Origin of the sequence: Turicibacter bilis (assembly GCF_024499055.1) — a bacterium.
Taxonomy (GTDB): domain Bacteria; phylum Bacillota_I; class Bacilli_A; order MOL361; family Turicibacteraceae; genus Turicibacter; species Turicibacter bilis.
The window spans coordinates 631,489-644,205 of sequence record NZ_CP071249.1; the positions used below are offsets into that span (position 1 = coordinate 631,489).

Genomic DNA, 12,717 nt, shown 5'->3' on the forward strand with positions numbered 1-12,717 from the left:
TTATAATTAAGAAAAAGGAGGTTCTAATGATGGATTGGAGATTATTAATCATTGCCATTATTTTAGGGATCATTTTAGGACTATTTATTATGATGCGCCGTGAATCAAAAAAGGCTGTCGTGAATTTATCAGAAAAAGAATTCGTTGAGAATATGCGTAAAGGACAATTAGTAGACCTCCGCAAAAAAGAGGAATTTGATCAAGGACATATCAACGGGGCTCGTAACATTCCATTTGTAATGTTAACACGTAACCCAGGTAAATTACGTCGTGACTTACCAATCTACTTATATTGTGAAAAAGGTAAGGTATGTAAACGTGCGGCATTAGTTCTTTACGGAAAAGGATATGAAAACATCTATCAACTTGAAGGTGGATTAACAAATTGGACTGGACCGTTAAAGAAAACAGTTAAAAAATAAAATAAAAAGATTATTAAATTCTAGAATTTAATAATCTTTTTTTATGCACACTATTAATATCTCACTCATTAAAAAAAACACACATAAATGTGTGTTTTAGTTTTGGTTTAAGTAAGCTTTCACTAATGTACTTACTAGGGCACCGTCTGCACGTCCCTTTGTTTTAGGAACGATTGCACCCATCAACTTACCCATGTCAGATGGATTGATTGCGTTAATCATTTTAGCTGTTTCAGATATAAGTTGTTTAATCTCTTCCTCAGTAAGTTGTGCTGGTAAATAAGCATTTAAGTACACTAACTCTTGCTCGATTTTTTCTGCTAAATCTTCACGATCAGCATCTCTAAATTCTTTTAAAGAATCTCGACGTTGTTTAACTTCACGTGACAGAACAGTTAATTCCTGTTCTTCATTTAACTCTGCTACACCTAAATGAATTGATTCATTTTGTAAAGATGCTTTTAACATACGAATGACAGATAAGCGATCCTTTTGTTTCGCTTTCATTGCCTCTTTCATATCAGCATTTAATTGATCGAGTAATGCCACTGAAATCACCTATTTAAAAATTAGTATTTGTTACGTTTGCTAGCTGTTTTACGAGCTGCTTCAGATTTTTGTTTACGTTTGATACTCGGTTTAACGTAATATTCACGTTTACGAGCTTCAGTAAGGGTACCTACTTTAGATACTTCTCTCTTAAAACGACGTAATGCATCATCTAATGATTCGTTTTTTCGAACTACAGTTTTAGCCACCACTAACCCTCCTTCCGCTTCGCTACGATTAACAGTAATATTATACAACATATATCGGGTTCTGTAAACAAAACAAAATAAATTCATTAAAATGATTTTATGTTATAATAATAAACGATAATAATATTATTGATAAACAAGAACTTAAAGGTGGAGTTTTATGAAATTTGTGACCAATTTATCAGCAGAACGTTTTAATACTTTCGCTGCCAGCCATCAAAAAAATCACTTTTTACAAAGCTACGAATGGGGAGTCTTCAAATCAAAATCACCTGACTGGTCATTCGATACCGTCGGATTAGAAGATAAAGATGGAAACTTAGTTGCAGGAGCGCTCGTTCTGATTCGCTTCCTTCCGATTATCAAACGTCCTTTCTTATATATCCCACGCGGATATATTATTGACTTTAATGATGCTCAACTACTCCAAACATTCACAGAAGCGATGCGTCAATATGCCAAATCTAAAAAAGCGATCTTTATCAAAATTGATCCAGATATTAAATATGTTGATCGTACAGTTGATGGGGAGAAAGTTGAAGGTGCTGCCCCAAATAATGAACTTCTTCAAACTTTAACGAACTTAGGCTATCGTCACCTTGGATTCACTCAAGACTTTGATTCTAGCATTCAACCTCGTTATACATTCCGTTTAGATTTAACCCCTTCAGAAAAAGACTTATTACAAGGATGCCATTCTAAAACACGCTATAACATTAAGGTCGCTCAGAAAAAAGGAATTGAAATTGTTGAAGGAAATCGTGAAGATTTAAAAACATTTGAAGCGATTATGCGTGTCACTGGTGAACGCGATGGATTCTTAACACGCCCTCTCTCTTATTTTGAAGATATGTATGACACTTTGGCACCAAATGAAATGTGTAAACTTTACTTAGCTAAATTAAATACAAAACAGGCCTTAGCAAATATCGAAGAAGAATTAGCGCAAACCGAACAATCAATTTCTAATTTACAAGCTCAACTTCAAAATAAAGAGTTAAATGAGAAAAAGCGCCAAAAACTTCAAAACAAATTAGAACCTGAGGCAAATAAATTAAAAAACTTAACGCAACAAAAAGAAGAGCTTCAAAAATTATACGAAGAGCATCCTACTGGTATCACAATGTCAGGAATTATCGCGACTTACTTTGGTAACAAGTCATGGTACTTATACGGAGCAAGTGATAATGTGTATCGTGAATTCATGCCTAACTATTATATTCAGTGGCAAGCCTTCACGGAAGCTAAAAAAGCTGGCTATGAAATCTATGACTTCTTTGGAATCAGTGGAAAAACGGACGAGTCTGACCCACTATACGGTCTATATCGTTTTAAAAAGGGATTTGGCGGAGACTTTACTGAATTCATTGGGGAATTTGATTACGTGATCGATCCAATCGGTTATTTCGCTTGGACCAAACTACTCCCACAATTTAAAAAATTCAAGAAAAAATTACGTCAGAAAAAGCATTAAAAAAAGTGTTCCTCGATTGAGGAACACTTTTTTTATCCAATTTGAAGTTTTTTACGTAAAATTTCTTTTGCTACTTCACGATCATCTAATTCAATATTTCCACTTTTCCAATATTGAACCTTTTCATGACCACGACCTGCAATTAAGACAATATCATTTTTCTGAGCTTTATTAATCGCTGCTTCAATTGCTTTAATACGATCAACAATGACTTCATAATGACTTTCTTCCATTCCTTGTGTCATTTCATTTAAGATATCGACTGGGTCTTCTGAATGAGGGTCATCCGTTGTAAAAATGACATCATCCGCATAATCCACAGATAATTTTGCAATCACGGGACGTTTTGTACGATCACGGTCACCTGGACAACCGATCACGACTTTAACAGAACTTTGTTTAATATCATTCACAAATTCTAAAACCTTCTCTACCCCATCAGGTGTATGAGCATAATCCACAATAACTGTAAAATCCTGTCCCTCATTAATAATCTCCATACGACCATCAACAGGCGATAATTTTGCAATCAATGAGACGATTTGTTCCATTGGCATTCCCGCTGCATAAGCCGAAGCCATAGCACCTAATGCATTATGCACATTAAATGTTCCAAGTAATGGTGTTTTCACTTCGTACTGACCTACTGGTGATTTCAAAGTAAAGGTCGTCCCAGATGTTGTCATCCTCACATCTAACGCTCTAAAGTCAGCATCCTTTTCAATGGCATACGTATAGAAACGTTGCTGAGCCGCTTTAAGTCGATTCACTAGTTGAATCCCATATTCGTCATCAAGATTCACAATTCCATAACCATCCGGCGTTAACATTGTAAATAATTTATATTTTGCTTCAAAATATTCTTCCATTGTTGGGTGGAAATCTAAGTGTTCGGGTGTTAAATTCGTAAATAATGCAACTTTAAAGCGACAGTAATCCACGCGGTGAAGTTCTAATGCATGTGATGAAACTTCAATCGCTACATTTTGAACACCGGCTTTAACCATGTTGTTAAACGTTTGTTGTAAGCTTAATGGTTCAGGAGTGGTATTTCTCGGTTCTATAAATACCTCACCATAACGAATTCCATTCGTTCCAATGTAACCAACATGTCCCTCAAATCCACCTAGTAAATGTTCTAAAATATAGGCCGTCGTGGTTTTACCATTTGTTCCTGTTAACCCAAATAAATTTAACTTTTCAGTCGGTTTATTAAAGATTAAATGGGCTAAACGAGGTAACTCAGCTTTTGTATCTGCCACAATGATTTGTGGAATCCCTATATTTTCAATCGATTGCTCACAAACAATAGCAACTGCTCCCGCAACTTCTGCCTGTTTTGCAAAGCGATGACCATCAACTGTATACCCCTTAATACAGACAAATAAATCACCTGGTTGAACAAGACGGTTATCAGTTGAGATTCCCGTCACTTTCAAATCAAAATCTACATCAAATAATAACTTAATATCCATGCCATCGCCTCTCATTCACTGTTACTTAACCATTTCCCCTTGACAGATTGGATAATCTGCTTTCACAACTTTAACTGGTACAACCTCTCCAATGAGATCAGGTGTCCCTTTAAACTCAACTTTCACATAGTTACTAGCATGCCCAACTAAGTACCCTTCATTTGTATGAGAGACTTCTTCCGGAATGACTTGTAACACTTTCCCTTCACATGAACTTGCATACTCTTTAGCTAATTGCTCACTTAATGCTAATAATTGATTCACACGCATTGACTTAATAAGTTCAGGCACTTGGTTTTCCATACGTGCAGCTGGTGTTCCATTACGAACTGAATAAGGGAAGACGTGTAACTCAGAGAATCCAATACGTTTAATTGTTTCTAATGTTTCATTAAATAATTCTTCTGTTTCACCAGGGAATCCAACGATCACGTCTGTTGTAATCGCTAAGTTATCAAATAACTCACGTAATTCAGTCACTTTTTGTTCAAACTCAGCTAACGTATATGGACGTTTCATCCCTTTTAAAATCGTATCTGAACCCGCTTGAATTGGCATATGTAAATGATTTACAATTTTATCCGATTTCTTCATCGCTGCAATGACATCATCTGTTACTTCTGATGCCTCAATCGATGAAATACGGATACGTTTTAATCCTTCAATCTCAATTAAGTCTTGTAATAACTTACCGAAGCTATAATCTTCTAAATCTTCTCCATAGGCAGCTGTGTGAATCCCTGTTAAAACTACTTCACAATGTCCATGTTCAACTAATTGTTTAACTTGTTCTATCACGACTTCTGGTTTTTGTGAACGAACAGTTCCACGTGCCCATGGAATGATACAGTATGTACAGAAATTATTACATCCATCTTGGATTTTTAATGTGGCACGTGTACGGTCTGAGAATTGTGTGACATTTAAAGTCTCAAATCCATCCACTTTAAAGACATTTTGAATTTGTGAAATAGGTTGACGCTCTTCACGATATTTTTGTACTAAGGCTGGAATTTGATCACGACCATGTGTCCCGATGACAATATCCACCCCATCAATATCCATAATCTCTTTTGGTTTCGTTTGCGCATAACATCCCATCACACACATCACGGCTTCTGGATTACGACGAATCGCACGTCGAATCACTTGACGACTCTTTTTATCTCCCGTATTTGTCACTGTACATGTATTAATGATATATACATCTGCTACTTCTTTAAAGTCTACTTTCTCATAACCTTCGTTTTTAAATAATTCCCATACCGCTTCTGTTTCGTAATGATTTACCTTACATCCCAGGGTATGAAATGCTACAGTTGGCATCAAAATCAATCCTTTCCATACTCTTGTTGTCTTTTATAATTCTAATGCGTACGAAATGGCACTTAAAATATAAATCGGTGCCGTTTCCGTCCTTAAAATACGTGGCCCTAACGCACAAGGTTTAAATCCTGATTGTAGTAATAATGTCTCTTCTTTTTCACTAATTCCACCTTCAGGCCCAACCACTACTAGCATCTTACCATTCGTTTGAATCTCCCTTAGTGATTGCTTTAACTGCGCTAACTGCCCTTGTTTTGCTGTTTCTTCATAGGCAAATAAACAAACATCATATTGTGAAGCTCGATCTAATAATTGCTTAAATGTATAAACATCAGTAACTGTCGGAACCATTTGTCGATGCGATTGCTCTGCTGCTTCTTTGGCAATCTTATTCCAACGTTCTACTTTCTTACTCGCTTTTTTCGCATCTAACTTTACAACTGAACGTTCCATATTAAGTGGAATAAACTCACTAGCCCCACATTCCGTTGCCTTTTGAATCACCCATTCAAATTTATCACCTTTTGGTAACCCATGTGCAATTGTCACTTCAATTGGAAGCTCTGTTTGTGCTTCAATTACAGAGTCTAATGTAACTTCAATCTCTTGTCCATTCATTTGCTTAATGGTTGCAAAGTGACACGCTTTATCTTCATTACATACAATAATTTGATCACCTGGCTCCATACGCATGACACGTGACATATGATGCGCATCATCACCCGTAATAATGGCACCATCCCCTTGAAATTGAGTATTGTTTAAAAAATAGCGTTGCATTCCATTGCCTCCAATGACTGATTATTCTCTATTTACAATTACTACTTGCAACCATTATAGATTGCCACAATAGCAACCCATCCATTCTTCTCTTTTACTTCAGTTACTGTAAAATGATGAGCATTTAATGCTTGTACCACTGCGTCTTTTTCATGATCGACAATTCCTGAACAGATAAATGTTTTACCAACCGGTAATACTTTTTCAACATCGCTTAACATATTAATGATAATAGGGGCTAAAATATTAGCTACCATTAAGGTTGGTTGTTGCCCTAAAGCACCTACTCCATCAATTAAATTATTTTTTTCAACTAAAATATTTTGACAATGATTCATTTCAATATTTTCTTTCGCACGAATCACAGCCATCGCATCTAAGTCGACGGCATAAACTGACTTCGCCCCAAGTTTTGACGCTGCAATTGCCAAAATTCCTGACCCTGTCCCAACATCGACCACAACTTGTTGAGAATTCACATATTTTTCGATTAATTCTAGACAAAGTTGTGTGGTTTCGTGTGTTCCCGAACCAAAGGCCATTCCTGGATCTAACATAATTTCAACGACCGATGGATCCGTTGTTGGCTCTAACCAACATGGCTTAATGACTAATGTCTTAGTGATTTCGATTGGGTTATAATGCTTTTTCCAACTATTCGCCCAATCTTCTTCATCTAACATTTTAATCTCCAATTTATTATGGTCATAATGATCCAGTTTTAAATTTAATAATTGCGTTCTTACAAACTCTAATTGATTTTCAATATCTGATGTGACCGCTAAGTAACCTTTAATAACCACACCTGTTGTTGGATAGTCATCAGGATTTAAGCGATAAATCTCACCAAAATGATCTTCATGAGCTTCTGTTAATGTATTTGAGTCTTCTACTAGTACTCCCTTTGAACCAGCTTCAATAAAAATATTGCTAACTAAATCAAATGCCTCATGAGTTGTATGAAAACTTAGTTCTAACCAGTTCATATGGTCACCTCATTTTAAATTATCGTACTATCCATTCAAGTTGTTATAACAATCAAATAACAATTCTCGACTCGATAGCTATTTTTTCTCATTTTCTAATTATAACACAAAATCAATCAAACATAAAATTATGTCTCTTTGTTTAATTCTGTAAATTTATAAATCTTTAGTATAAAAAAGGTTGTGAGAACAAAACTCACAACCCTTATTATTATTTAAAAGCTTTTTTTAACTTATCCCAAATTGATCCTGATTTATCTTCTAATTGATCAAATTCATGTAATAATTCACGTTGACGATGGTTAAGTTTTTTAGGTACGACTAATTTAACTTTAACGTATAAGTCTCCCGTCATTTCGCGGTTAATGTACTTAATTCCTTTATTACGAACTCTAAACTCAGTCCCTGATTGAGTTCCTTCCGGAATCTTCAACGCTACTTTACCATTTAACGTTGGAACTTCAACTTCTGCTCCTAATGCCGCTTGAGAGAATGAAATTGGAATTTCACAACGTAAATCGTATCCATCACGGATGAAGAAATCATGTGGTAAAACACGGAATGCGACATATAAATCACCACTTGGACCACCATTACGTCCCGCTTCACCTTGTCCACTTAAGCGGATTTGTTGTCCATCATCAATTCCTGCAGGAACTTTGACTTCAATTGTTTTTGTTTTATTAACTGTTCCACGACCATGACAAGCATCACACTTATGTTTAATTTTCTTACCAGCTCCATGACAATCTGGACAAACAGTTTGTGTTTGCACGCGACCTAAAATCGTATTTTGAACTTCAGTTACGCGACCGCTTCCACTACAACGTGAACATGTTTCCACATCATCTTTTGAACGCGCACCACTTCCACCACATTTCGTACACTCTTCTTCACGATTAACTGAAATTTCTTTCGTTGTTCCAAAGGCTGCCTCTTCAAATGAAATAGTAATGGCTTGTTGTAAATCATTTCCGCGTTGTGGAGCATTTGGATTACGACGACTGGCACCTCCGCCAAAGCCACCAAATCCTCCGCCGAACATACTTTCAAAAATATCACCAATGTCTTCAAATCCTCCGGCACCGCCGAAGCCTCCAAAGCCACCAAATCCACCTTGTCCACCAAAGCCTTCTGCTCCTGCATGTCCAAACTGATCATATGCAGCACGTTTTTGTTCATCACTTAACACATCATAAGCTTCTTGAACTTCTTTAAATTTCTCTTCTGCATTTTCCTCTGTTGAAACATCGGGATGGTATTGTTTCGCTAATTTACGATAAGCACGTTTGATTTCGATATCACTTGCTGATTTTGAAACCCCAAGGACTTCATAATAATCACGTTTTGCCATGCCTTTTTACCCTCCTTCTTTTACTTTCCTAACTATACCATAAAAAAAAGTCAAAGTCATAGTAGACTTTGACTTTTTACTTTTTTATTATACTTCTTTATATTCAGCGTCTACTACTGAATCGTCACCTGATTCTGCTCCACCTTGAGCGGCTTGCCCAGCTTCAGCTGCTTTTGAATAAACTTTAACTGCTAATTCTTGAGCCACTTTTTCAAGTTCTTCTTTTTTCGCTTTAATTTCATCTACATTTCCTTCGCTTAATGCTTTTTCTAATGCTTCAACACCAGATTCAACATTTGCTTTTTCTTCTGCAGTTACTTCATCCCCTAATTCAGTGACTGATTTTTTAGCTGCGAAGATTAATTGTTCTGCTTCATTGCGAAGTTCTGCTTGCTCTTTACGTTTAGCATCTGCATCTGCATTTTCTTCAGCTTCACGTACCATGCGATCGATTTCTTCGTCAGTTAATCCTGATCCTGAAGTAATTGTGATACGTTGCTCTTTTTGTGTTCCTAAATCTTTTGCCTTAACATTTACAATACCATTTGCATCGATATCGAATGTTACTTCGATTTGAGGGATTCCGCGTGGTGCTGGTGGGATATCTCCTAATTGGAAGCGTCCTAATGTTTTATTATCACTTGCCATTGGACGTTCACCTTGTAAGACATGAATATCTACTGCTGGTTGGTTATCCGCTGCAGTTGAGAATACTTGTGATTTTGAAGTTGGGATTGTTGTGTTACGAGGGATTAATACTGTCATAACTTGTCCCATTGTTTCGATACCTAATGATAATGGAGTTACGTCTAATAATAAGATGTCTTTAACGTCACCTTGTAAGACTCCACCTTGAATTGCAGCACCCATTGCTACTACTTCATCTGGGTTTACTCCTTTATTAGGTTCTTTTCCTAATTCATTTTTAATTGCTGCTTGAACTGCTGGGATACGAGTTGATCCACCAACTAATAATACTTGATCTAAGTCATTAGCTGTCATTTTTGCATCTTTTAATGCTTGACGAACTGGTCCCATTGTACGTTCTACTAACGGTGCAGTCATCGCATCAAATTGTGCACGAGATAATGTTTTTTCTAAGTGTAAAGGACCTGTGGCATTCATTGAGATAAATGGTAATGAAATTTGGACTGAAGTTACCCCTGATAAGTCTTTTTTCGCTTTTTCAGCTGCATCTTTTAAACGTTGCATTGCCATTTTATCTGCTGATAAATCAACACCAGTTTCTGATTTGAACTCTTTAACTAACCAATCAATAATCACTTGGTCGAAGTCATCTCCACCTAAGCGGTTATCTCCTGCTGTAGCTAATACTTCGAATGTTCCATCTGCTAAATCTAAGATAGATACGTCGAATGTTCCTCCACCTAAATCATATACTAAGATGATTTGTTCTTTATCTGTTTTATCTAATCCGTATGCTAATGCAGCTGCAGTTGGCTCATTAATAATACGTTTTACATCTAAACCAGCGATACGTCCAGCATCTTTTGTCGCTTGACGCTCAGCATCATTAAAGTAAGCAGGTACTGTAATAACAGCTTCTGTTACTGGTTCACCTAAGTAAGCCTCAGCAGTAGCTTTTAAGTTTTGTAAAATGATTGCTGAAATTTCTTGTGGTGTATATTCTTTCCCTTCAACTGTCACTTTGTGGTTTGTTCCCATATGACGTTTGATTGACATAATTGTATTTGGGTTCGTAATTGCCTGACGTTTAGCCACATCACCAACTTGACGTTCTTCACCTTTAAATGAAACAACAGATGGTGTTGTACGAGCTCCTTCTGGATTAGCAATAACCTTTGCCTCTCCACCTTCCATTACAGAAACACATGAGTTTGTTGTTCCTAAGTCGATACCGATAATTTTACCCATAGAGATTCATCCTCCTTAATCTATATTATTCGCTAACTTTTACCATTGATGGTCGGATCACACGATCCTTTAGCTTATATCCTTTTTGTAACTCTTGTAATACCATTCCTGATTCTACACCTTCTACAGCTTCTTGCATCACTGCTTGGTGTACTGTTGGGTCGAAAGCAACACCCTCTGCTACGATTACTTCTACTCCTTCTTGTTTAAGAGCATCCACTAATTGAGCATGGATCATTTTAAATCCTGTTAAGAATGTTTTCGTATTTTCATCTTCAACCGTACTTGATAATGCACGTTCAAAGTTATCAATTGCTGGAATAATATTTGTTACAATTGATTGCGAACGATACTTTACTTCACGTGCACGTTCTTCATTCATACGACGCTTGAAGTTTTCAAGCTCTGCCGCATTACGTAGCAATTGATCTTTTAACTCTTCAATTTGCTGCTTTAAACTTTCAGTTTCAGAGATTGTTTCAACTGTTTCTGTTGCTTCAGACTCTTCTTGGCAGCACGTTGATTCTACAGCTTCCACATTTTCTTCATTTAATTCCTCAACTGATTGGGCATCCTTATTCAATCGTCCCACCTCCTATTTATATAAATCAGACATGATTCGAGCAACTTGTTCAAGAAGTGGAATAATTTTACGATACTCCATTCGGGTCGGACCTAGTACCGCAATTTTACCAAATTCATGATCACTAATCTGATAAGGAACTGTAATTAGCGTACAATTCTCCATCGCTTTAATCTCATTCTCTTGTCCAATTTTAACCGTTAATTGATGGCCGTCTTCGTCGGCTTCTATTACTTTAACAATTTCATCAGCTTCAATCATATTAAATAAATGATACGCTTTATCTAAATCGTTAAATTCAGGTTGTTTTAAAATATTTGACTTCCCACTCAAAATATAATTTTGTTGATTTAATGACTGGGTTAAAAGTTGTAGCATCGTATACATAATTTCTTCTTTATAAGAAATAAAATCATGTAATTGATGTTCAAAACTTTCTGTCAATTTTTCATGAACCTGTCCAATGTATTCTCCTACTAATAACTCATCGAGTGCTTTGATAATGCTTTCCATTCTAGTCATATCAATATTAGTTGGAAGAGTAATTGTTCGACTTTCTACATGGCCTTGATCTGTAATCAAAACAAACACCGCTTGACGTTCTGAGATTGGAACAAGTTGAATTTTTTTCACTCGACTATAATCTCTAGAAGGTCCAAGTAAAATCGATGTGTAGTTAGTCAAACTCGATAAGAGCTTCACAGCTTCTTTAATCGTTGTTTCACGTTCAAATTGTTTTTGATCTAACAATTGTCTAAATATTCCTACTTCTGGTGTTGTCTCCATCGGTTCTTGATTTACAATAAAATCTACATAATAGCGATAGCCTTTCTGACTAGGCACACGACCACTTGATGTATGAGTTTTTTCAATAAATCCCAAATCTTCTAAATCCGCCATATCATTACGAATGGTTGCAGCAGAGAAGTTTAACTCCTCCTTTTTAGAAAGGATTCGCGAACCAACTGGTTGTGCAGTTTGTATGAACTCTTCTACAATTGCCTTTAAAACTAATATTTGACGTTCTGTTAGCAATGTAAACACCTCTTTTAGCACTCATTAACCCTAAGTGCTAATACCATTATATAAAACTCTATTAGCACTGTCAACACTATAGTGCTAATTTTTTTGTTTTTTATCTTTATTATACAAACTCAAATCAGACGTTTTCGAGATAGACAATGGCTGATAATAAAACAAAAGAAGGTACAATGCATAGTGTACCCTCTTTTTTAAATTTCATTATTTATTTGTTTCAATTAATGATAATAATGAGGCTTTAGGTTGGAAACCTACTGTTTGTTGAACTGCTTGTCCATCTTTGAATAAAATTAATGTTGGAATTGACATTACTTTATATTCAGCTGCAACTGCTGGACAGTTATCTACGTTTACTTTAACAATTTTTGCTGTTCCTTCTAACTCTGTTGCTAATTCATCTAAAACTGGTGCAATCATTTTACATGGTCCACACCAATCAGCATAGAAGTCAACTAATACTAATCCACTTGCGATTTCTTGAGCAAATGATTCTTCTGTTGCATGAATGACTGACATGTTCATTCCTCCTTTTATACCCTTTTTCTATACTTTAGTATAGCACATTTCCATGAAATTACAAATAATTTGCACTTTCCCCCATATTATCTCACATTTATCAGAA

13 protein-coding genes are annotated in these 12,717 nt (G+C 36.0%); 2 read left to right on the forward strand and 11 right to left on the reverse strand.

Features of this window, described 5'->3' with window-relative positions; translation table 11 throughout:
* Nucleotides 1–29: 29 nt before the first annotated feature.
* Nucleotides 30–422, forward strand: a complete 393-nt coding sequence (locus J0J69_RS02970) for a rhodanese-like domain-containing protein (RefSeq protein WP_055276578.1) — start codon at nucleotides 30–32, stop codon at nucleotides 420–422.
* Between the two features lie 96 nt (nucleotides 423–518).
* On the opposite strand, the gene J0J69_RS02975 is transcribed toward J0J69_RS02970, so the two are convergent.
* Entirely contained in the window at nucleotides 519–971 is a 453-nt protein-coding gene (locus tag J0J69_RS02975; protein WP_055244819.1) for a GatB/YqeY domain-containing protein, read from the reverse strand.
* A gap of 20 nt (nucleotides 972–991) precedes the next feature.
* The gene (gene rpsU, locus J0J69_RS02980; RefSeq protein WP_055244821.1) at nucleotides 992–1,180 is read right to left on the reverse strand and encodes a 30S ribosomal protein S21; all 189 of its coding nucleotides are present in this window, start codon (nucleotides 1,178–1,180) and stop codon (nucleotides 992–994) included.
* A gap of 160 nt (nucleotides 1,181–1,340) precedes the next feature.
* Between rpsU and J0J69_RS02985 the strand changes: the two genes are divergently transcribed.
* Nucleotides 1,341–2,654: a lipid II:glycine glycyltransferase FemX gene (locus J0J69_RS02985; protein WP_055244824.1), complete on the forward strand. Its 1,314-nt coding sequence runs from the start codon at nucleotides 1,341–1,343 to the stop codon at nucleotides 2,652–2,654.
* A 32-nt stretch (nucleotides 2,655–2,686) separates the two neighbouring features.
* Here the strand turns inward: J0J69_RS02985 and J0J69_RS02990 are convergent, their stop codons facing one another.
* The 9 genes from J0J69_RS02990 to trxA all read right to left on the reverse strand — a co-directional run bounded on the left by J0J69_RS02990 (nucleotide 2,687) and on the right by trxA (nucleotide 12,611).
* Nucleotides 2,687–4,129, reverse strand: a complete 1,443-nt coding sequence (locus tag J0J69_RS02990) for a UDP-N-acetylmuramoyl-L-alanyl-D-glutamate--2,6-diaminopimelate ligase (RefSeq protein WP_055244826.1) — start codon at nucleotides 4,127–4,129, stop codon at nucleotides 2,687–2,689.
* A gap of 21 nt (nucleotides 4,130–4,150) precedes the next feature.
* Nucleotides 4,151–5,455 (reverse strand): tRNA (N(6)-L-threonylcarbamoyladenosine(37)-C(2))-methylthiotransferase MtaB, encoded by a 1,305-nt coding sequence (gene mtaB / locus J0J69_RS02995; protein WP_055244828.1) that lies wholly within the window; start codon nucleotides 5,453–5,455, stop codon nucleotides 4,151–4,153.
* 33 nt (nucleotides 5,456–5,488) lie between these two features.
* Nucleotides 5,489–6,235 carry a 16S rRNA (uracil(1498)-N(3))-methyltransferase gene (locus J0J69_RS03000; protein ID WP_055277443.1) on the reverse strand — a complete coding sequence of 249 codons (747 nt, stop codon included), beginning with the start codon at nucleotides 6,233–6,235 and terminating at the stop codon, nucleotides 5,489–5,491.
* Nucleotides 6,236–6,276: 41 nt separating this feature from the next.
* A complete protein-coding gene (gene prmA / locus J0J69_RS03005; RefSeq protein ID WP_055277445.1) occupies nucleotides 6,277–7,221 on the reverse strand; it encodes a 50S ribosomal protein L11 methyltransferase in 945 nt (314 codons plus the stop codon).
* 211 nt (nucleotides 7,222–7,432) lie between these two features.
* On the reverse strand, nucleotides 7,433–8,575 hold the full coding sequence (dnaJ, locus tag J0J69_RS03010) for a molecular chaperone DnaJ (protein ID WP_055244834.1): 1,143 nt from the start codon (nucleotides 8,573–8,575) through the stop codon (nucleotides 7,433–7,435).
* 87 nt (nucleotides 8,576–8,662) lie between these two features.
* Entirely contained in the window at nucleotides 8,663–10,471 is a 1,809-nt protein-coding gene (gene dnaK, locus J0J69_RS03015; RefSeq protein ID WP_055244835.1) for a molecular chaperone DnaK, read from the reverse strand.
* 25 nt (nucleotides 10,472–10,496) lie between these two features.
* Nucleotides 10,497–11,054: a nucleotide exchange factor GrpE gene (gene grpE / locus J0J69_RS03020; protein WP_212725914.1), complete on the reverse strand. Its 558-nt coding sequence runs from the start codon at nucleotides 11,052–11,054 to the stop codon at nucleotides 10,497–10,499.
* 12 nt (nucleotides 11,055–11,066) lie between these two features.
* The gene (gene hrcA, locus J0J69_RS03025) at nucleotides 11,067–12,089 is read right to left on the reverse strand and encodes a heat-inducible transcriptional repressor HrcA (RefSeq protein WP_212725915.1); all 1,023 of its coding nucleotides are present in this window, start codon (nucleotides 12,087–12,089) and stop codon (nucleotides 11,067–11,069) included.
* 207 nt (nucleotides 12,090–12,296) lie between these two features.
* Nucleotides 12,297–12,611: a thioredoxin gene (gene trxA / locus J0J69_RS03030; protein WP_212725916.1), complete on the reverse strand. Its 315-nt coding sequence runs from the start codon at nucleotides 12,609–12,611 to the stop codon at nucleotides 12,297–12,299.
* Nucleotides 12,612–12,717 lie beyond the last annotated feature (106 nt).